Source organism: Microbacterium alkaliflavum, assembly GCF_044325405.1.
Classification (GTDB): Bacteria; Actinomycetota; Actinomycetes; order Actinomycetales; family Microbacteriaceae; genus Microbacterium; species Microbacterium alkaliflavum.
Window position 1 is genome coordinate 396,950 of record NZ_JBIQWL010000004.1, and the last position, 20,601, is coordinate 417,550.

Sequence of the window (20,601 nt, forward strand, 5' to 3'; positions counted from 1 at the left end):
GACGAGGTGATGGTCAGCGTGCGTGACGTCGCGGCGGCGGCATCCGTGTCGGTGGGCACCGTCTCGAACGTGCTCAACCGGCCCGGCAAGGTATCGCCGGCGACGGTCGAGCGCGTGCTCGCGGCGATCGACGAACTGGGCTTCGTGCGCAACGACGCGGCGCGCCAGTTGCGCGCGGGCCGGAGCCGCAGCATCGGGCTCGTCGTGCTCGACGTCGGCAACCCCTTCTTCGCCGAGGTCGCCCGCGGTGCCGAGGACCGTGCCGCCGAGGAGGGCATGAGCGTCCTGCTCGTCAACAGCGACGAGCGCGTGGAGCGGCAGAACGCGCACCTCGAACTGTTCCGCGAGCAGCGGGTGAACGGCGTGCTCGTGACGCCCTCGTCCGACGACCTCTCACCGCTCGAGCGACTGCAGGGCAGCGGCATCCCCGTCATCCTCGTCGACCGCGAGGTCTCCGGCGACGACTTCGCGTCGGTCGCCGTCGACGACGTCGAGGGCGGCTACCTCGCTGCGTCGCACCTCACCGCGATCGGGCGCCGGCGCATCGCGTTCGTCGGCGGACCGCTGTCGATCCGCCAGGTCGCCGACCGGCTCGAGGGCGCGCGCCGCGCCGTCGCCGATGTCGAGGGCGCGACGCTCGAGGTCGTCGAGGTGCCCGCGCTCACGGTGCTGAGCGGTCGGGCGGCCGGCGAGAGGCTGCGCGAGCGACCCCTCGCGGAGCGGCCCGACGCCGTGTTCGCCGCCAACGACCTGCTGGCCGTCGGCGTGCTGCAGGCGTTGAGCCTGCTCAGCGGCGTGCGCGTGCCCGACGACATCGCCCTCGTCGGCTACGACGACATCGACTTCGCCGCCGCGACGGTCGTGCCGCTGAGCTCGGTGCGCCAGCCCGCGCACGCGATCGGCTACTCGGCCGTCGACCTGCTGCTCAAGGAGCTCGACGACCCCGGCGGAAGCCACGACCGCGCCGTGCGGTTCCAGCCCGAGCTCGTCGTCCGCGAGTCGACGGCCGGCTGACGCGGGACTCAGCCGCCGACGCGGATGAGGCGCACGGCCATGTACTGGCGGCCCGGGAGCTCGACCCGCACCGTGCCCGACTTCGTGCCGTCGAGACGCTCGACCGTCATGTTCCACGTGTCGACGACGTCGACCGTCCAGTCGCCCTCGGGCAGCACGATGTTGCGGAACCGAGGGCGGTTGAAGCCGAAATAGGCCACGCGGTGCGTGTCGGTGCCGCCCCACGGGACATCCCAGTCGGAGGGGAGCGGGTTCCATACGCCGCCGGGCGTCTCCTCCTGCAGCTGCCTGAGGAACCGGATGCGGTCGGGCGAGGAGCCGTGCAGCTCGCCGCCCTTCGACCACCACAGCACCTCGTCGCCGCCGGGGTCGGGGAGGTAGGTCTCGCCGTGACCGACGTAGCCGCCGCGGATGGCGCCCTCCCAGAAGCGGCGCGTCATCTCCTCACCCGTGATGTTGCCCCAGCCCTGGTCGATGTCGCCCTCGTAGGCGCACTCGTCGATCACGACGGGCTTGCCCCACCGCTCGCGCCACTCGTCGGTGTTCTCCGAGGTGCGGTAGACGTCGACGCGCTGCACGCTGACGTGCGTGATCCAGGGCTTCGAGTAGTCGTAGAAGGGGCGGCAGTTGTGGATCGAGTTGAGGTGCCCGACCGGGTCCTCCTCGCCGACGACCGCCGCGAGCCGCTCCCAGTCGGGGGTGTCCTTCGCCCACAGCAGGTCGTACTCGTTGGCCATCGACCACCACACGTTCGCGAACGCCGCGAGGCGGCGCAAGACGTAGCGGACATAGCGCTCGTCGACGGCAGGGCCGAGGTCGGCGAAACCCCACCGGTCGTAGGCGTGGAAGAGGATCAGGTCGGCCTGGATGCCGAGCTCGGCGAGCTGCGCGATGCGCTGCTCGAGGCGACGGAAGTGCGCCGGGTCGAACCGCGTGCAGTCGAACCCGTCGTCGAGCGACCCCTCGAAGACGAAGTCGGCCGGCTCGTTCGCGTTGAAGAGGTACGACTTCGGGAACACGCACATGCGCATCTTCGTGAACGCGGACGCGGCGAGCGTGCGCAGGGTCTGCTCCTGCAGCTCGTCGGGCTGGTGCGTCCACGCGTAGGCCGTCGTGCCGAGCGGGAGGTGCCGCGTGCCGTCGGCATGACGGAAGTGGAAGCCGTCGACACGGACCGGTCCGTGCGCGCCCTCGCGCGCCGGGCCGACGGCCACGGCGCCGGTCAGCCCGTCCAGCGACCGTGCCGTCGACCGCGTGACGAACGACCACTCGCCCTCGGCGTCGGCGAGGGCGCGCACCGCGTAGGCGCCGTCCCCGTCGTAGAAGCCTCCGACCCGCACCTCTGAGCCGTCGGGGCGCGTGAAGACGGCGTCGAGTTCGACGTCGACGAAGGGATTGCCGTGCGACGGGCCGGTGAACCGCACCTCGAGGACGTCCCACGTCGCGACGACGTCGGCGGGGAGGATGACGGATGCCGAGCCGCGCTGCACCTCGTCGCCCTCGTAGTCGGCGCGCGGCGCGATCGCGGGCGCGTAGGGCGGACGCTGCACGTCGTCGCCGACCTCCGCGAGGGCATCCCAGAGCTTCTGGCGCTCGGACTCGTCCTCCAGGGCCGGCACGATCGCGATGAGCGAGCCGAGCCGGCCGTCGCGGAACTGCGTCGCCATCGGCGAGGCTGCGATGCCCGGCATGTAGCGCTCGAGGATGGCGCGCGCACCGGGGTGGTCGAGCGCTTCGCCGAACGTGGAGCGGCGGTCGAACATGAGAGTCCCTTCCAGGGGGTTCAGGCTTCGGTGGCCTCGCGCACGGCGCGATCGACGTCGGCGAGCACGGGCGGGGGAGTGAACATGAGTGCCGAGCGCAGCGAGCGGCCCGCGCCCCAGACGGTCTCGGCGCGGATGGCCTCGGCGCGGTCGGCGTCGAACTCGGCGAGCGTGTCGAGCACCGCCCGATACGCGCGCGGGTCGTCGATGACGTCGGCCAGAGAGGCGTCGAGTCCCGGCAGGGGCGGACGCGCGCTGGCCGCCGGTGCGGCGACGCGCCATTCGTGCGAGCCCGATCCGACGGTCGTCGCGGGGAGTCCCGCCAGGTCGACGACCGCCGTCGTGTTGGCCGGGACGGCCGCGTGCACGACGAGCTCGTCGCCGTCGCGCCGCCAGGAGACGGATGCCTCGCCGTACGGCGTGACGTGCCGCGCCGAGGCGTGCGAGAGCGCCGCGAGCGGGCGCGGAGCGATCCGCAGGCGCCGGTAGCCCGGGGCGTCGGGCGCGAGACCGGCGACGGTGCGGTGCAGCCAGTCGGCGACCGCGCCGAGCGCGTAGTGGTTGAACGACGTCATCTCGCCCGGATTGACCGAGCCATCGGGGAGGAGGCTGTCCCAGCGTTCCCAGACGGTCGTCGCCCCCATCGTGACGGGGTAGAGCCACGACGGGCACTCGGTCTGCAGCAGCAGCCGCTCCGCCTCGGCGAGGTGTCCGCCCGACGTCAGCGCGTCGGTGACGAGCGGGGTGCCGACGAACCCGGTGGCGATGCGGTAGCCGCCTTCGCGGACGAGGGCCGCGAGGCGGTCGGCGAGGGCCTGGCGCACCTCGGGGTCGGTGACGAGGTCGAACTCGAGCGCCAGTGCGTAGGCGGTCGGCGCGTCGCTCATCATGCGGCCCGCGGGGGTCACGTAGTGCGCGACGAAGGCGGTGCGGCTGCGCTCGGAAAGCTCGGCGTAGGTCGCCGCGTCGTCTTCGAATCCGAGCAGCTCGGCGGCGTCGGCGACCTGGCGCAGCGACTGCGCGAGGTAGGCCGTCGCGACGATGTCGCCGTCGACCTTGGCCTGGCCCGGCTTGTCCGGCGGCGCCGACGGGTCGAGCCAGTCGCCGAGCTGCATCCGGCCGGCCCACGGGCCGTGGTGTCCCGCGTCGCGCAGGACGGCGTCTGTCCACGCCTTCATGCTCGGATACTGCGCCGCGAGCACTTCCAGGTCGCCGAAGCGTGCGTGCAGCACGGTCGGCACGGCGGTCGCGGCATCCCCCCACGCGGCCGTCGGCCCGACCCCGCCGAACGCGGGGAGCGCCGCGGGGATGACGAGCGGCACCTCGCCGTCGTTGCGCGCCTGCTCGCGCGCGAGGTCGCGCAGCCACGAGGTGAGGAACCCGGCGCAGTCGTAGAGGAAGCTCGCCGTGGGTGCGAAGACCTGGATGTCGCCCGTCCAGCCGAGGCGCTCGTCGCGCTGCGGGCAGTCGGTCGGGATCGACAGGAAGTTGCCGCGCATGCCCCACACGACGTTGTCGTGCAGGCGGGACAGGAGGGGATCGGATGCCTCGAACCAGCCTGTGCGCGTCATGTCGGAGTGCAGCACGACGGCCTCGACGGCGGAGGGGTCGAGGTCGACGCCTTCGATCTGCGCGTACCGGAAGCCGTAGAAGCTGAAGCGCGACTCGAGCACCTCCTCGCCCGTGCCGGCGAGGTCGAACGTCGCCGTCGCGGCGGCGTTGCGGAGGGGCCGGGTCGCGAGCTCGCCGTCTTCGAGCACCTCGGCGTGACGGACCGTGACTCGGGTTCCCGCGGGCGCCGTCACCCGCACGCGGAGGCGACCGACGAGGTTCTGCCCGAAGTCGAGGATCGTGCCACCCGACGGCGTCGCGATGACGCCGTGGACGGGAAGGGTCTCGATGCGGCGCACGGGCGCGGCGATGCGCGCCTCCGGCACGGGCACGTGCTCGTACCCCGGGTTCGCGGCGGCGCCGACCCGCACCGGCGTCCATGCCGGGGCGGCACCCGCGGTCGCACCCTCGGTCCCCGAGCTTGTCGAGGGGTCGGACGCCGGGCTCGACCATCCTGGCGCCACTCGTCGGAGGTCCTGGTGCTCGCCCGGATAGATCCCGCTGTCGACGACGGGACCGTCGCCGCTCGCCTCCCACGAGGCGTCCGTCGCCGCCACGGTCTCGACGGTGCCGTCGGCGAACTCGACGCGCAGCTGCGCGAGGAACGACGGCTGCGTGCCGTACAGGCGGTTCGTGTACACGAAGAAGCCGTACTTCTCGGTGTACCAGGCGCCCGCGATCGTCGCCGCGAGCACGTTCTCGCCCTCGCGCATGAGGCCCGTGACGTCGACGGTCTCGTGCACGAGCCGGTCGCGGTAGGCCGTCCAGCCGGGGGAGAGCACGTCGTCCGACACGGCGGTGCCGTTGAGCTCGGGCTCGGCGACGCCCAGTGCCGTCCAGAAGAGCAGGGCGCGCCGCACGGGACGGTCGAGGGTGAACGTCGTGCGGACGAGCGCGGGCTGCGCCTCGCGGTCGGGCTCGGCGAGCCCGACGGGCTGCGCGATCCACTCGCCGTCGGCGAGGAAGCCGGCCTCGACGCGGAGGGGGTCGCTCCACTCGGTCTCGGCGCCGGACAGGGCACGCACGCGCACCGTGACGTCACGCGACTCACCGGACGCGAGCGGCCGGAAGGGCCATGCCACGAGGGCACTCGCGTCGCCGTCGAGCGTCACCGAGTCGATCCCGTCGGTGAGATCGACGGATGCCTGCACCCAGTCGCCCTCGTCGGCCTCGACCCGCCACGTCAGGCGGGGCGTCGAGGTTGCGACGAACGGGGTGTCGTCACGCAGTTCGGCGAGCAGTGCCGAGACCCGGCATCCGGTCATTCATCGTCTCCTTCGGCGATCCAGCGCTGAAACGATACAACGCCATCGACAGCGTAGACGCCGATCACGCGACCAGTGAAGGACTCCGTCGTCTCGGACGACAGGAATCGGCCGTCGACCGTCGCGAGGTGGATCCGCTCGCCGTCGATCGTCGCCGCGAGGTCGAACTCGTCGGACGTGCGGGGGAAGCCGCCCGTCGGCGCGGGCTTGCGCGAGTCGATGTGCAGGTCGAGCACGTCGCCCTCGAACGGCGTCGTCCACTCCTGCACGAGGCCGCTGACGACGGCGCGCGCCGTCACAGACCCCGCTCCCGCCTCCACCTCGACGTGGAAGTGCTCGTCGTAGCGCACCGCGAGTCCGCCGACACCGCGCGAGGCATCCATCGTCACCGTCACGGCATTCGTGAGGTGCTCCTGGCGGCGGCCCACGAACACGGGCCGCGGGTCGTCGAGCGTCGAACCGTCCCCGCGAAGGACGAGCGACCCCTCCGCGATCTGGGACACAGCCGTGGGCAGCGCCCGCACGGCGATCCACTCGCCGTCGAGGGGCTCGTCGAAGACGACCTCGACGCGCGTACCGGGGCGTGCGTTGAGCAGGACGGGCTCGATCCTGGGCCAGCCGTCGTCCTCCCAGTGCACGGGCGTCACGAACGTCTCGCGTCCGAGCGCCGAGAACGCGCGGGTCATCGAGCGCGGACGCACGCCGAGGAGCACGCAGAGCCACTCGCCGTCGGGGCCCACGACGAGGTCGCCGTGACCGGTGTTCTGGATGGGGCGCGTCGTCGAGCGCGCCGACACGAGCGGATTCTGCGGTGCGGTCTCGAACGGACCCTCGGGCGAGGCGCTGCGGGCGATCGAGATGCCGTGGCCGCGCTCCGTGCCGCCCTCGGCGATCATGAGGTACCACCGCCCGTCGACCTCGTAGAGGTGCGGCGCCTCGGGGAACCCGCCGCCCGTTCCCGACCACAGCGACCGGGACTCCTCGAGGGCCACATGCGTCTCGAGGTCGACCTTCACCTGCTGGATGCCGCGGTGCGCGCCGATCTCGGGACCGCTCAGAACGAGACCGGAGAAGGTGATGTAGGCGCTCCCCTCGGCATCCCACGCGATGTCGGGATCGATGCCATCGACGCTTCCCGAGCCGTCCGCCTTGAGGATGAGGTCGCCGTCGCTCCACGGTCCCGCGGCGTCCGTCGCGGTGAAGTGCAGCATCCCCCGGCCCATGGCATCGGTGATGACGAGGTGGAAGACGCCGTCGCGGTGCCGGATCGTCGGCGCCCACGCGCCGCCGGCCGTCGGGACCTCTTCGACCGCGAGCTGGCCGACGCGCGTCGCGACGTGGCCGATGAGCTCCCACGTCTCGAAATCCGTCGAGCGGTGGATCGGGATGCCGGGGAGGTACTCGAACGTGCTCGTGGCGAGATACCAGGCGTCGCCGACCTTCACGACCGACGGGTCGGGGTGGAAGCCGCCCAGGAGCGGGTTGTACAGCGTCGTCATCGGGAGTCCTTCGCGTGTCGGGGGGGGTCAGGAGGAGAGGATGCGGCCGAGGTCGCGGGCGAGCCCGACGGCTCGGGGATCGGCGCCGCCGGGCCAGGGGCCGCGGGCGATCGTCCATGCGAACGCAACCCCCGTGTCGGGGTCCACGCACGCGAGCGCGCCCATCGCGCCGTCGTGCCCGAAGGCGCGAGGCCCGCCGAAGGCGAGCTGTGGCGTCGGTTTCTGGAACACGATGGAGTGCGCGCGCAGCGGCTGGCCGAGCACCTGGTCGTAGCCGCTCACCTGCTGGCTTCCGACCGCGAAGACGGTGTCGGCCGAGAGGAACGGCTCCGCGCCGTCGACGCCCGTGACGGCGGCCGCGAACAGGCGTGCGAGGCCGCGCGCCGTGCCGATGCCCGATCCCGCGGGATGCCCGAAGCGCCAGCTGCGCTCGTCGTTGGCGAGGTCGAACGACCCGAGGTCGCCGAAGACGATGGGTCCGAGGATCGAGTCGAACGCCGGGGATGCGTCGGCGACGGGCCGGATCATCGGCAGCGTCGGAGAGCGCCGGGCATCGAGCTCGGGCGGCAGGCCGAGGAAGAAGTCGATGCCGTGCGGTGCGCGGATCTCCTGCTCGTAGTACTCGTGCAGCGTGCGGCCCGTCACGCGGAACACGAGCTCCGACGCGAGGTTGCCGATCGTGACGGCGTGGTAGCCGAAGGCGCTGCCGGGCTCCCAGAAGGGCGGGCTCGCGGCGAGCCGCTCGGCGGCGCGGTGGTGGTCGAGCAGCTCGTCCCACTCCAGTGCCGGGGTCGCCTGCGGCAGCCCGGCCTGGTGCGACAGCAGCTGACGCACCGTGACACCGCCCTTGCCGTGTGCGGCGAACTCCGGCCAGAACAGGGCCACGAGCGCGTCGAGATCGAGCTCGCCGCGCTCGACGAGGAGCGCGATCGAGAGGCCGATCGTGTTCTTCGTCACGGAGTAGGGCACCATGACGGAGTCGTCGCGAAGGTGGGGCCCGCCCCACACGTCGAGGACCGCGATGCCGTCGTGGAAGGCGGCGGCCTGGAACGACAGGTCGGGATCGGCGGCGAGGAAGCCCGCGAGCCGGGTCACGACCTCGTCGAGGCGCGCGTCGGCCGTGCCCTGGAGCAGCCCGTCGACGGGTGCGGTCACGCGAGCTCCCACTCGAACGAGAGCGGAAGGTCGGAGACCGAGGCCCCGGCCCGCAGCGTGTAGGCGCCGGGCTCGACGATCCAGCCGTCGGCCCAGTGCGCGAAGCGGCGGGCGGGAAGCGGGATGCGGGCGGTCACGGTCTCGCCGGGCCCCGCCTGCACGGCGGCGAAGCCGACGAGCCAGCGCTCGGCGCGCTCCACTTCGGATTCGGCGCGCTCGGCGTAGACCTGCACGACCTGCTTGCCGGCGCGCTCGCCCGTGTTGGCGAGGGTCACCTCGAGCACGTCGCCGTCACGCTGGGCGACGCCCCACGACCACGTCGTGTAGCCGAGGCCGTGCCCGAACGGGAACGCCGGCGCGGCGCCGTCCTTCAGCCATGCGCGGTAGCCGATGTGCAGGCCCTCCGTGTAGCGGAGGACGCCCTCGTCGGGGGTGACGTCGGTGACGGGCACGTCCGCCAGGGTCGCGGGCCACGTCGTGGGCAGGCGCCCGCCGGGCTCGGCCGCGCCCGACAGCACATCGGCGAGGGCCGATCCGAACTCCTGGCCGCCGAACCAGCCCTGCACGACAGCGCCGACGTCACCCGCCCAGGGCAGCACCACAGGCGCGCCCGCGTTCACGACGACGACGGTGAGCGTGCCGGTCGCAGCGACCGCGCGCACCAGATCGTCCTGGCGACCGGGCAGGTCGAGGTCGGGGCGGTCGTAGCCCTCCGACTCCACCTTCGAGTTGGTCCCGACGACGACGACCGCCACGTCCGCGCCCGCGGCGGCCTCGACGGCGCGCTCGATGAGTCCTTCCGGGTCGGAGTCGTCGGGCGCGATCCCGACCGTCGCCGACAGCGCACCGGCGAGCGCGCCGCCCTGCTCGAGCGTGAGCTCGACGCGGAAGCGTCGGGCGACACCCGCCTCCACCGGCACGGCCGCCGTGAGCGACGGCGGGTTGAGGAAGGCGGCGCCGAGGTCGGTGCCCTCGATGACCGGCACGTCGTCGACGACCAGCTCATCATCGATGTAGAGGCGACCGGGGTTGGCACCCGCGAAGCCGAGCAGGATCTCGCCCGACTCCGCAGGAGTGTAGATGCCGTCGATCACGACTCGGCGGCTGGCGGAGATGGGGGCGTCGCCGCCGAACCAGACGAGCGCCGTCGAACGGCGGTCCTCCGCGAAGATCTCGGCGCCGTCGGCGTCGTAGAAGGTGACGCGCACGCCCGGCTCGCCCGTGACGGGGTTGGTCAGCCGGTCGAGCGGGATCTCGGCCACGCCCTCCTGCACGACGGCGCCCAGCTCGTAGCGCACGTGCGCGCCCGGGAAGGCGGCGCGGATGCCGTCGAGCGGCGACGTGATGCGCTCCGGGAGCACGGTCGCGCTGCCGCCGCCCTGCGTGCGCGCCTCGCGCGCGTTGTGGCCGATGACGGCGATCCGGGCGAGGGACGAGGCATTCAGCGGGAGCACGCCGTCGTTCGCGAGCAGCACGGTGCCGGCGATCTCGGCCTCGCGCGTGAAGGCGACGCCGTCGATCTCGCTGGGCGTCTTCGGCTCACTGCCCGCGAGGGCGCCGACACGCTCGGCGAGGAGGAGCAGGCGGAGCACCTTGCGGTCGATGTCGGCCTCGTCGACCTGGCCGTCGCGCACGGCATCGACCAGACCCGCGAACGCGGGGGCCGGGCCGGGCATCGCGAGGTCCTGGGCGGCGGGGATCGCGCCGAGCGAGCGGACCGCGGTCCAGTCGCTGATCACGACGCCGTCGAAGCCCCACACCGAGTTGAGCGGGGATTCGAGCAGGTCGTGCTCGGTCATCGTGGCGCCGTGCACGGAGTTGTAGGCGCTCATGATCGTCCAGGCGCCCGCCTCGACGGCGCGCTCGAACGGCGCGAGGTAGAGCTCGTGCAGCGGGCGGGGGTCTACCTGCACGTCGACCGTGAAGCGATCGGTCTCGGAGTCGTTGGCGACGTAGTGCTTGGGCGTCGCTCCGACGCCGTTGTCCTGCAGGCCGCGCACGTAGGCGGCCGCGAGCTCGGCCGACAGCTCGGGGTCCTCGCTGAAGCACTCGAAGTGGCGGCCGCCGAGGGGGGAGCGGTGCAGGTTGATCGTGGGGCCGAGCACGACGTCGACGCCTTTGCGACGGGCTTCGGAGGCCGCGGCCGCACCGTAGCGGTAAGCGAGCTCGACGTCCCACGAGGCGGCGAGGGCCGAGCCCGACGGGAGGTTGAGCGACGGCTCGCGCTCGTCCCACCTCGGGCCTCGCACGCCCGCGGGGCCATCCGAGAGGGTCATCGCGCGCAAGCCGATCTCGGGGATGGAGACCGTGGTCCAGAAGTCGGCACCCTGGATGAGCGCCGCCTTCTGCTCGAGGGTCAGCTTCTCGAGGAGCGGGATGAGGTGCTGCACGGTCTCGGGCTGGTGAGACGGATGTGTCGTCGTATTCGAGGTCACGGGACAGTCCTTCGGTTGCGGAGGCGGCTCGACAGGATTCATCGATGCGGATTCGCCTGCGAGCGACACGACCGTGGATCCTCTTGACGTCACGCTAGCACCAATTCCTAGTGATCGCTAGGTTTTAGATCGACGGGGGCATAGTGTGGTCAGGAGTCCCAACAGGATCGGCACCGGATGTCACGCGAAATCCGACTGATCGCTAGGTTTCCGCGATGCGGTGCCCCAGAATGAACGGAACGGCTCTCGAACGTCTCACCACGATCCGGTGAGCGCAGGACGCGGAGAACGAGGATGACCAACTCCACCGATGCACGGCCCGTGCGCAAGCCGCGCGGCGAGTACGCCAAGACACGCGCGCGGAAGGTCGCGATCCTCGATGCGGCCCTCGAGGTCTTCGCGCAGTCCGGGTACCGCTCGGGCTCGATCCGGGACGTCGCGACCCTCGTCGGAATCAGCGAGGCAGGGCTGCTGCACCACTTCCCGAACAAGGTCAAGCTGCTCGAAGCCGTCCTCGAACACCGCGATGATCAGGCACGCACATTCGTGCCCATGGACGCTCCCGACGGCGCGGAGACCCTCCGCGGTCTCGTCGACCTCGCGGCGTACAACGCGAGCGTCCCTGGTGTCGTGGAGCTCTACTGCACCCTGTCGGCCGAGGCGACCTCGCCCGATCACCCCGCCCACGAGTACTTCATCCGGCGCTACGACTACACGCGGTCCTCGATCGCGAACGCGTTCCGTCGCCTCGGCGAGGCGGGGCGCCTCAGCGTCGACGTCGATCCGGTGCGGGCCGCGATCTCGACGATCGCCCTCATGGACGGACTGCAGGTCCAGTGGCTGCTCGACCGCGACGTCGTCGACATGGCGCAGGAGCTCGCGGACTTCTTCGGGTCGTTCGTCGAGGAGTTCCATGCTGACGTGGAGCCGGGCGCCGATCTCGCCGAGCTCTCATGAGCACCGACGCCGGCTGCGGTGACGGGTGTGCGTGCGGCGCGCCCGAGCGCTCGCAGTTCGTGCAGATCGGGGCGCGCCCCTCGCTCGCGCCCGATGCCGTCTCGGGGACCTCGCTTCACTCGGTGGAGCAGGCGCTCGTCCCCGCGGGCGAATTCGTCATGGGCGACTCGTCTGGCGATCGCAATGCCGCCGACGGCGAGGTGCCGCAGCATCGCGTGACGCTGGACGCGTACTCGATCGACGCCACGAGCGTCACGAACGCCGCGTTCGAGAACTTCGTGCGGGCGACGGGCTATCGCACCGAGGCCGAGACGTTCGGCTATTCGGCCGTGTTCCACCTTGCGGTGCAGGCGCCCGCCGGCGACGTCATGGGGCCCGCGTCGGGCACGCCATGGTGGTTCGGCGTGCGCGGCGCCGACTGGCGACGCCCGGGCGGCCGCGACTCGTCTATCGACGGCCTGGAAGACCACCCGGTCGTGCACGTGAGCTGGAACGACGCGGTCGCCTACTGCGCGTGGGCGGGCCGGCGCCTGCCCACCGAGGCGGAGTGGGAGTACGCCTCGCGCGGCGGAATCGATCAGGCGAAGTACCCCTGGGGCGATGACGAGGTCGACGCGGGCGGCTGGCGCGCGAACATCTGGCAGGGCGAGTTCCCCCGCGTGAACACGCAGGAGGACGGATTCCTCACCACGGCGCCCGTCCGGACGTTCGAGCCGAACGGCTACGGCCTGTGGCAGACCGTCGGCAACGTCTGGGAGTGGTGCCAGGACTGGATGGATCCCGCGTACTACGCGCGCTCACCCGCGGAGAGCCCGGCCGGGCCGGAGACCGGGTCGGTGCGCGTGCTGCGCGGAGGCAGCTATCTCTGCCACATCTCGTACTGCAACCGCTACCGCAACTCGGCACGGTCGCGGAACACTCCCGACTCCTCGATGGGCAACGCCGGCTTCCGGACGGTCGCGGCATGAGCGATCGGCGATTCCCCCGCTCGGTCTTCTCCCGCGGGACGGAGCCCGATGCCCGCTTCACGCTCGCCAACGAGCGCACCTTCCTGGCCTGGATCCGCACGTCGCTCGCGCTGATCGCGGGCGGCGTCGCGCTCGAGGTGCTCGGGCTCGACCTGCACGCGGGCCTCCGCCTCGCGGCCTCGCTCACCCTCGTCTGTGTCGGCATCCTCACGCCCGCATTGGCCTGGGTCGGGTGGATGCGCACCGAACTCGCTCTGCGCGAGGGCCGCCCTCTGCCGACGTCGCTGCTCGGCGTCGTCCTCGGGTGTTCGGTCACGCTCGCGGGAATCCTCGTCCTGCTCGCGATCCTGCTGCGATGAGCACTCTCTTCGACGCCGGGCTCCAGCCCGAGCGCACCGAGCTCGCCTGGCGGCGCACGGCGCTCGCCTTGGCCGCCGGTTCGCTCGTCGCGTTCCGGCTCCTGCCCGCCGTGCTCGGCAATGCCTGGTGGTCGCTCGGCGGCGTCGCCGGCCTCATCGTGACCGCGGCCCTCTACCTCGCCGCGCGGCGACGCTACCGCCGCGTCAACGACCTCCTCAGCCGCGAGGGGGACCGGGCGCGCCTGCCGGGCGCGGGCGTCCTCCTCGCCCTCGCGCTGTTCATCTTCGCGATCGGCATCACGAGCCTCACGGTCGTGCTCGCGGTCGCCCCGCACGTGGCGGGTTCCCGCTGAGACGGCGTGGGGGGGGGGAGGGGGGNCCGCGAGGGGGACCGGGCGCGCCTGCCGGGCGCGGGCGTCCTCCTCGCCCTCGCGCTGTTCATCTTCGCGATCGGCATCACGAGCCTCACGGTCGTGCTCGCGGTCGCCCCGCACGTGGCGGGTTCCCGCTGAGACGGCGTCGGCCGCCCCGCGATCGCGGAGCGGCCGACGCCGTCTGGATGATGGATCAGCTGGAGCTGCGGACGTCCGCGACGTACTTCTCGACCATCTCGAGGAGCTGCTCGTCGTGGGGTCCCCACTTGGGGCGCGGGGTGTCCGGGCCGGTGTACGGCAGGTCTTCGTACCGCGCCTGGTACTCGGCGAGCTTGCGCTCGAGCTCGGCGCGGACGTCGGCGTACGCGGGATCGTCGGCGACGTTGCGCAGCTCGGCCGGATCGGCCACGAGATCGTAGAGCTCCCACTCGGGTTCGAAGATCCGCTCCGACGCGCCCGGCACGCCGAGACCCGCTCCGTAGTAGTAGATGAGCTTGTGCGTCTCCGTGCGGATGCCGTAGTGCGCCGGCGCCGCGTGGATCGGGTCGTCGTGCTCCCAGTAGCGGTAGTACGCGGCATCCGCCCAGTCCTCCGCGGGTTCGCCGCGCAGCAGCGCCCGGAAGCTGCGCCCCTGCGACGTCGGCAGGGCCTCCGCGGCGTCGACGCCGCACACGTCGAGGAAGGTCGCGGCGAAGTCCACGTTGGTGATGATCGCCTCGCAGCGGCCGCCCGCTGCGATCTCGGCGGGCCAGCGTACGAGCATCGGCATCTGCAGCGACTGATCGAACATCAGGCGCTTGTCGAACCAGCCGTGGTCGCCGAGGAAGAACCCCTGGTCCGACGTGTAGACGACCAGAGTGTTCTCGGCGAGGCCCTTCTCCTCCAGGTAGTCCAGCAGGCGTCCGACGTTGTCGTCGATCGACTGGATGCACTGGAGGTAGTCGCGCATGTAGATCTGGTACTTCCAGCGCATGCGGGCCTCGCGGTTCTCCGGTCCGCGCAGGTGCTCGGGCACCTCCTCCTTGAGATCGTCGGCGCCCATGTCGTCGGCGATCGTCATGTGGACGCCCTGAACCGCCTTGCTGCGGGTCGCGTAGTCGTCGAAGAAGGTGTCCGGCTCGGGGATGCTGCCGTCGGCGTACAGGTGCTTGTGCTTCTCGTCCGGAATCCACGGACGGTGCGGGGCCTTGTGATGCACGAGCATGCAGAAGGCGTCGTCGGGATCGAGGCTCTCGATCCAATCGAGGGAGAGATCCGTCACGATGTCCGTCGCATAGCCGGGGACCACGGCGGCACCCGACTCGTCGATCATCTCCGGGTCGACGTAGTCGCCCTGACCGGGGAAGATCTTCCACGCGTCGAATCCGCGGGGGAGCGCTTGGCCGTGCTCGCCGAGATGCCACTTGCCGAACATCGCCGTGCGGTAGTCCCGCTGCTGCAGGACCTCGACGAACGTCGGCACCCGGTAGTCCATCTCGGTCCAGATCGAGGAGACCCCGTTCATGTGGCTGTACGTCCCCGTGAGGATCGTCGCGCGGGACGGGCTGCAGATGGAGTTCGTACAGTAGACGGCATCCATCCGAACCCCCTCGTTCGCGATGCGATCGAGGTGAGGCGTGCTGTTCACACGGCTTCCGTATGCCGAGATCGCGTGCGCCGCATGATCGTCGGACATGATGAAGATGAGATTGGGGCGCGTCACAGGACGTCCTTCCGTGTTGTTGCGGCTCACTCGCCGACGACGAGCGACGTGCCGGTCCGTGTGATGCTGAACTCGAGATCCTGCTTCCGCTGCTCGTCCAGCAGCCGCCGGCGATCGATCCGGCGTGTCTCCTGACGCGCAGGATCCGGGACCGGCGCGGCCAGGAGCAGCCGCTGCGTGTACGGGTGATCGGGGTTGCTCGTGACCTTGTCGCCGTCGCCGTACTCCACGATCTCGCCGTGGTACATGACGGCGACGCGGTGGCTCAGGTGGCGCACGACGGCCAGATCGTGCGAGACGAAGAGGTACGCCACCCCCGTGGCCTCCTGGATGTCTTTGAACAGGTCGAGCACGCGGGCCTGTGTCGACAGGTCGAGCGCCGAGACCGGCTCGTCGCACACGATGAGCTCGGGCGAGAGGGCGAGCGCTCGTGCGATCGCGATGCGCTGCCGCTGACCGCCCGAGAACTCCCGGGGAAGCCGCGTGGCCGAGTTCGCCGGCAGGCCCACCTGATCGAGCAGGGTGCGGATGCGGCGCGACGCGTCGGCTGACGACATCTTCTTGACCCGCAGGGGCTCCGCGAGCGTCTGCTCGATCGTGAGCGACGGGTTCAGCGACGAGTACGGATCCTGGAAGACGACCTGGATCTCATCCGACAGCGCGCGGCGCTGCTTGCGGCTGAGGTGTCCGATGTCCTTGCCCTTGTACACGACTTTGCCCCCGCTGACGGGCGCGAGACCCAGCACGGCGCGGCCGAGCGTGGTCTTGCCGGAGCCCGACTCGCCCACGAGCCCGACGCACTCACCGGGATGGATGTCGATCGAGACCCCTTTGAGGGCGCGGAAGGGCTGTTTGCGGAATCCCTTCGCGGGGTATTCGACGACGAGGTCGTCGACGACGAGAAGCGGTTCGGTGGTCATCGGCTTGCACCTTCCTCGAGCGTGCGGGTACCGGTCGGCGTGCCGAGCGCTCCGCGTGCCGCGCCGTCCTCGAGGATCGCGGCGAACAGGGACTGGGTATAGGGATGCTGCGGGTCGGCGAAGATGGCCCGCGCCGTGCCCGTCTCGACGATGAGCCCGTTCTGCATGACCGACACGCGATCGCACAGGTCGGCGACGACGCCGAAGTTGTGCGTCACGATCAGCACGCTCACACCGAGGTCGCCCTGCAGCTCGCGGAGGAGATCCAGGATCTCGGCCTGCACGGTGACATCCAGAGCCGTGGTCGGCTCGTCGGCGATGATGAGGTCCGCCTCGCACGAGACGGCGCCGGCGATGAGGACACGCTGGGCCATGCCGCCCGAGACCTCGTGCGGATACGCCGCGAATGTGCGCTCGGGGTTCGGGATGCCGACCCGCGCCAGCAGGGCGATCGCCCGCTTCTTGGCCTCGGCGGCCGAGATGCCGAGCGTCGCGCGCATCGGCTCGACGAGCTGGGCGCCGATCGTGAAGGACGGGTCGAGGTTCGACATCGGCTCCTGCGGGATGTACGCGATCCTCCGGCCACGGATCTTCTGCATCGCCCGGTCGGACTGGTGTGCCAGATCCTTCCCGTCGAACATGACGGTGCCCGAGACGATGCGTCCGCCGCCCGGCAGCAGGCGCAGGATGCTCCAGGCGGTCTGCGTCTTGCCGGACCCGGACTCCCCGATGAGGCCATGGACCTCGCCCTTGCGGACCTTCAGCGAGACGCCGTTGACGACCTGCTTGACGCTGCCGTCCGGCTGGTCGTAGCCGACCACGAGGTCGGTCACCTCGAGGAGCGCGGGGCGCAGGTCCTCCGGCTCCGGGTGGACCACGGTGGCCTCCGCCCGCTCCGGGGCGGAGGGCGCGACCGTCTTACGCCGACGTCGCTTGGGCTTCGCGGCGGCGCGCTCCAGCTCGTCGCGCAGGGCGTTGCCGAACAGCACGAGGGCGATGGAGGTGATGGCGATCGCTGCCGACGGCCACACGAGCATGAGCGGGGCCTCGTACATCCGCGAGAACGCGTCGGACAGCATCGAACCCCACGTGGGGATGTCGGGGTCGCCGAGGCCCAGGAAGTCCAGTCCGGACTGCACGGCGATCGCGATGCCGGCCAGGAGCGCGGCCTGGATGACGATGGGCGCGCGCACGACGGCGAGGATGTGCCGCCCGATGATGCTCGCGTCGCTCACTCCGGCGACGCGGGCCGCGTCGACGTACAGCTCATGTCGCACGCCCACCACCGCGGCGGATGTCAGCCGATAGAACGCGGGCGAGAGGATGACACCGAAGACGGCCATGATGATCCAGAGCGACGGACCCACGACGGAGCGTGCGGCCAGCAGGATGACGAGGCCCGGCAGCGCCTGGATGACGCTGATGACGGCGACCGAGGTGGTCTCGAACCACTTCTGGTAGTACCCGGCGATGAGGCCGCTCGTCACGCCGATGAGGGCGGCGATGAGCACGGCCCACAGTGCGCCGGCGACGCTGTAGCGCGTCGCGAAGAGGAGTCGCGAGAGGATGTCGCGCCCGGCGCTGTCGGCGCCGAGGAGGTGGTCGGCGCTCGGCGGCGCCATCACCTGATTGATGTCCGCCTTGTTCGGATCCATGGGGGCGAGGAAGTCGGCGAACACGGCGATCAGGAAGACGATCACCAGGATGATGAGTGCCGTGAGGCCCATCGGGTTGCGCAGGAGGCGCGCCATCACGTGGGAGCGCGCGGCGCGCTCCTCGGTTTGGATGTCGATCGTGGGGGTGGTTGCGGACTCGCTCATGAGACGCGCGCCTTCGGGTTGAGGAATCCGTGGAGGATTTCGAGGATGATGCCGACGATCACGGTGATCAGGGCGGTCACGACGACCAGACCCATGACGAGGGGGATGTCGCCCTGCGCCGTCGACGTGGTGGCGATCTGGCCCAGGCCCGGGATCGCGAAGATCTGCTCGACGATGATGGCACCGCCGATGAGGCCGATGAACTGCACGCCGAGCACGGCGAGTGCGGGTCCGGCGGCGTTGCGCAGCACATGCTTGTACAGCACCTTGTTCTCGGAGAGGCCCCGGCTGCGGAGGGTCCGCACCCAGTCCAGGCGCATCGTGTCGATGACGCCGCCGCGGATCTGCGCCGCGATGGCGGCGACGGCGCCGACCGAAAGGGCGATGATCGGCAGCGTCACCGTGCTGAGCCACCCTGTGAAGGATGTCGTGAGCGGGACGAAGCCCGTGGGCTTGAACCACCCGAGCTGGATCGCGAAGATGCTGACGAGGAAGATCGCGATGAGGAATCCCGGGATCGCGAACCCGAGCACCGAGACGACCTGGACCGTCCGGTCGGCCGCCCCGCGCTTGCGAGCGGCCCAGACGCCGAGGGCGGTGCCCACGACGGCCGTGACGATGACCGTGCCGATCACGAGCGAGAGGGTGACGGCCACGCGGGACGAGATGGCGTCGATGACGGGCTGCTGGGTGAACCAGGAGGTGCCGAAGTCGCCGGTGAGGGCCTTGGTGAGCCAGTTCCAGTAGCCGACGAGGACGGGCTGGTCCAATCCCAGCTGTGCGTTGAGCTGGGCGACCTGCTCCTGCGTGGCATCCTGCCCGAGGATCTGCCGCGCGGTGTCGCCGGCGCCCAGGTACAGAAGGATGAAGGCGATGCTCGTGACGACGAACAGGAGGACTATGCCGGCGAGCACGCGGCGGAGGATGAAGCGGAACATCGGTGGTCCTTTTTAAGGAGAGCCTGGGTTGAGTGGATGGGTGCTGGGCCGGCGACGAGGCCGGCCCAGCACCTGAGGCCTACTTGGGCTGGACGTTCCAGAGGTAGGGAACCACGTTGCCGGTCTGCGGCTGGACCTTCGTGTTGGCGTCGCTCACGAAGACGTTCGTCGGGCGGTAGAACGGGGCGTTCCAGGCGTTGTCGACGAGGTACTTGTTCAGGTCGGCGCCCGCCTTCTTCGCCTCGTCCTCGGTGCCGGTCTGGATCGTGGAGATCCAGTCCTTGACCTCGGGCGTCGTGTAGTGGAACGGGTTCCACGTCGCATTCTCCGCGATCTGGAACTGCGCCAGCTGCCAGTCGGTCGGTCCCATCTGCAGCTGGAACCACGTCATGGCGTACTTCGCGCCGAGGATCGCGCTGATGAAGTCGGCAGGCTGGACGTCGTCGTACTTGACGGTGACGCCGATCTGGGCGAGCTGGTCGGCCATGAGGGTCCACTGCGCCGCGGGGAGCGAGCCGACACGCGGCATCGTGACCTCGAAGCCGTCCGGGTACCCGGCCTCGGCGAGGAGCTTCTTGGCGCCCGCGACGTCGTGCTTGTAGTGCGTGTCGAGGCTCTTGTCGTAGCCCGGCGACCAGGGGGCGAAGATCTGGTCGGTGACCTCGCCGTAGCCGCTGATGAGCGTCTTGAGGAGCGCCTCGCGGTCGAGCGCCATGTTGATCGCCTGACGCACCTTCACGTTGCCGAGCGCGGGAACGATCGTGCCGGCGCGGTCCATGATCAGGAAGCCCTGCCAGTCGAGCTGCGACTCGTTGAGCGTGTAGCCGGCGGCCTTCATCTGGGGCAGTGTGGTGCGGTCGATCACGTTCGAGACGTTCACCTGGCCGCCCTGGACCGCGCTCAGCAGCGCCGGCGCAGCGTTGTAGACCGAGAGCACGAGCTTGTCGTAGTGCTGGTGGTCGGGGTTCCAGTAGTCCTTGTTCTTGTCGAAGACGTAGCTGCTGCCGACGACCGTCTCCTTGGTGTTGAGGATGTACGGGCCGGAGCCGACCGGATCCGTCGCCGTCGCCGGGTCGTCGACCTTGTCGGCCGGCGCCACCAGGCCCGCGTTCTGGGTGATCGCGGTGAGCAGTCCGGGGTCGGGCTCGGACAGCGTGATCTCGAGTGTGGTGTCGTCGACGGCCTTGGCGTCGGTCACGAGACGCAGCAGGGACTTGTTCGGCGAGTTGCCGTCACGGAACGCGAGGAGGCTCGCTGCGGCATCCTTCGCCGTCAGGGTCTCGCCGTTCGTGAACTTGACGTCGTCGCGAAGGGTGAGCGTGAGGACCGTGTTGTCGGTGTTGTACTCCCACTTCGTGGCGAGGTTCGGCTGCACCTCGAAGTCGGGGTTCGTGATGAGCAGCGAGTCGTAGACGGCCTGGCCGTAGGGCGACTCGTTCGCCCACCGCATGTCCTTCTGCTGGAAGGTCGTCGCCTGGGCGATGACGCCCCACGTCAGCGTGCCGCCTGTGCTGCCACTGCCGGTCGCGCCGCCGCCACCGCCGGCGCTGCAGCCGGCGAGCGCGAGCGCCGCGGCAACGAGCGTCGCCACCGCCATCCGCTTGAACTTGAACATCCTCGTCCTTCCACATGCTGTGTGCAGTCCACCGTCGGGCTGCTGTGAGTGAGACTCTAGAGGGAAATCCGAGTGACCACAAGGTTTTAGCGCCAAGTCGTTATGAAACGCGTCGTCCGCTGGGCGTCGCGGCCGACCGCGCGCTCGGAAAAGTCCCGGTAGATGTCAAGAAAACTGCCCGCCCTCATGTCGAGGGCGGGCAGCTG

Annotated in this window: 15 protein-coding genes; 5 read left to right on the forward strand and 10 right to left on the reverse strand. The window is 70.6% G+C overall.

Annotated elements, in window-relative coordinates:
• The first annotated feature begins 9 nt into the window (after positions 1-9).
• Entirely contained in the window at positions 10-1,014 is a 1,005-nt protein-coding gene (locus ACH3VR_RS13655) for a LacI family DNA-binding transcriptional regulator (RefSeq protein ID WP_397556858.1), read from the forward strand.
• Positions 1,015-1,022: 8 nt separating this feature from the next.
• Here ACH3VR_RS13655 and ACH3VR_RS13660 read toward each other — a convergent pair whose 3' ends face one another.
• The 5 genes from ACH3VR_RS13660 to ACH3VR_RS13680 are packed head-to-tail and all read right to left on the reverse strand — an operon-like array spanning position 1,023 to position 10,784.
• Positions 1,023-2,777 carry a DUF5605 domain-containing protein gene (locus ACH3VR_RS13660; RefSeq protein WP_397556859.1) on the reverse strand — a complete coding sequence of 585 codons (1,755 nt, stop codon included), beginning with the start codon at positions 2,775-2,777 and terminating at the stop codon, positions 1,023-1,025.
• Positions 2,778-2,797: 20 nt separating this feature from the next.
• Complete coding sequence (locus ACH3VR_RS13665; RefSeq protein ID WP_397556860.1) at positions 2,798-5,653, reverse strand: alpha-L-rhamnosidase; 2,856 nt, start codon at positions 5,651-5,653, stop codon at positions 2,798-2,800.
• Entirely contained in the window at positions 5,650-7,152 is a 1,503-nt protein-coding gene (locus ACH3VR_RS13670) for a glycoside hydrolase family 43 protein (protein ID WP_397556861.1), read from the reverse strand. Before ACH3VR_RS13670 ends, ACH3VR_RS13665 begins: the two co-directional genes overlap by 4 nt.
• A gap of 27 nt (positions 7,153-7,179) precedes the next feature.
• Entirely contained in the window at positions 7,180-8,307 is a 1,128-nt protein-coding gene (locus ACH3VR_RS13675) for a serine hydrolase domain-containing protein (RefSeq protein WP_397556862.1), read from the reverse strand.
• The gene (locus ACH3VR_RS13680; RefSeq protein WP_397556990.1) at positions 8,304-10,784 is read right to left on the reverse strand and encodes a beta-glucosidase H; all 2,481 of its coding nucleotides are present in this window, start codon (positions 10,782-10,784) and stop codon (positions 8,304-8,306) included. Before ACH3VR_RS13680 ends, ACH3VR_RS13675 begins: the two co-directional genes overlap by 4 nt.
• A gap of 252 nt (positions 10,785-11,036) precedes the next feature.
• Here ACH3VR_RS13680 and ACH3VR_RS13685 point away from each other — a divergent pair, with 252 nt between their 5' ends.
• Genes ACH3VR_RS13685 through ACH3VR_RS13700 form a run of 4 tightly spaced genes read left to right on the forward strand, consistent with a single transcriptional unit; the run spans position 11,037 to position 13,379 of the window.
• A complete protein-coding gene (locus tag ACH3VR_RS13685; RefSeq protein ID WP_397556863.1) occupies positions 11,037-11,699 on the forward strand; it encodes a TetR/AcrR family transcriptional regulator in 663 nt (220 codons plus the stop codon).
• The gene (locus ACH3VR_RS13690; protein ID WP_397556864.1) at positions 11,696-12,667 is read left to right on the forward strand and encodes a formylglycine-generating enzyme family protein; all 972 of its coding nucleotides are present in this window, start codon (positions 11,696-11,698) and stop codon (positions 12,665-12,667) included. The genes ACH3VR_RS13685 and ACH3VR_RS13690 overlap by 4 nt, the downstream gene beginning before the upstream one ends.
• On the forward strand, positions 12,664-13,026 hold the full coding sequence (locus ACH3VR_RS13695) for a YidH family protein (protein WP_397556865.1): 363 nt from the start codon (positions 12,664-12,666) through the stop codon (positions 13,024-13,026). The genes ACH3VR_RS13690 and ACH3VR_RS13695 overlap by 4 nt, the downstream gene beginning before the upstream one ends.
• Positions 13,023-13,379, forward strand: a complete 357-nt coding sequence (locus tag ACH3VR_RS13700) for a DUF202 domain-containing protein (RefSeq protein ID WP_397556866.1) — start codon at positions 13,023-13,025, stop codon at positions 13,377-13,379. The genes ACH3VR_RS13695 and ACH3VR_RS13700 overlap by 4 nt, the downstream gene beginning before the upstream one ends.
• Before the next feature lie 214 nt (positions 13,380-13,593).
• Here the strand turns inward: ACH3VR_RS13700 and ACH3VR_RS13705 are convergent, their stop codons facing one another.
• From ACH3VR_RS13705 to ACH3VR_RS13725, 5 genes are all read right to left on the reverse strand, one after another.
• Positions 13,594-15,102, reverse strand: a complete 1,509-nt coding sequence (locus tag ACH3VR_RS13705) for a sulfatase family protein (RefSeq protein ID WP_397556867.1) — start codon at positions 15,100-15,102, stop codon at positions 13,594-13,596.
• A 26-nt stretch (positions 15,103-15,128) separates the two neighbouring features.
• On the reverse strand, positions 15,129-16,022 hold the full coding sequence (locus ACH3VR_RS13710) for an ATP-binding cassette domain-containing protein (RefSeq protein WP_397556868.1): 894 nt from the start codon (positions 16,020-16,022) through the stop codon (positions 15,129-15,131).
• Positions 16,019-17,842 (reverse strand): dipeptide/oligopeptide/nickel ABC transporter permease/ATP-binding protein, encoded by a 1,824-nt coding sequence (locus tag ACH3VR_RS13715; protein WP_397556869.1) that lies wholly within the window; start codon positions 17,840-17,842, stop codon positions 16,019-16,021. The genes ACH3VR_RS13710 and ACH3VR_RS13715 overlap by 4 nt, the downstream gene beginning before the upstream one ends.
• Positions 17,839-18,780: an ABC transporter permease gene (locus tag ACH3VR_RS13720; protein WP_397556870.1), complete on the reverse strand. Its 942-nt coding sequence runs from the start codon at positions 18,778-18,780 to the stop codon at positions 17,839-17,841. The genes ACH3VR_RS13715 and ACH3VR_RS13720 overlap by 4 nt, the downstream gene beginning before the upstream one ends.
• 79 nt (positions 18,781-18,859) lie before the next feature.
• Positions 18,860-20,395 (reverse strand): ABC transporter substrate-binding protein, encoded by a 1,536-nt coding sequence (locus ACH3VR_RS13725; RefSeq protein WP_397556871.1) that lies wholly within the window; start codon positions 20,393-20,395, stop codon positions 18,860-18,862.
• Positions 20,396-20,601 lie beyond the last annotated feature (206 nt).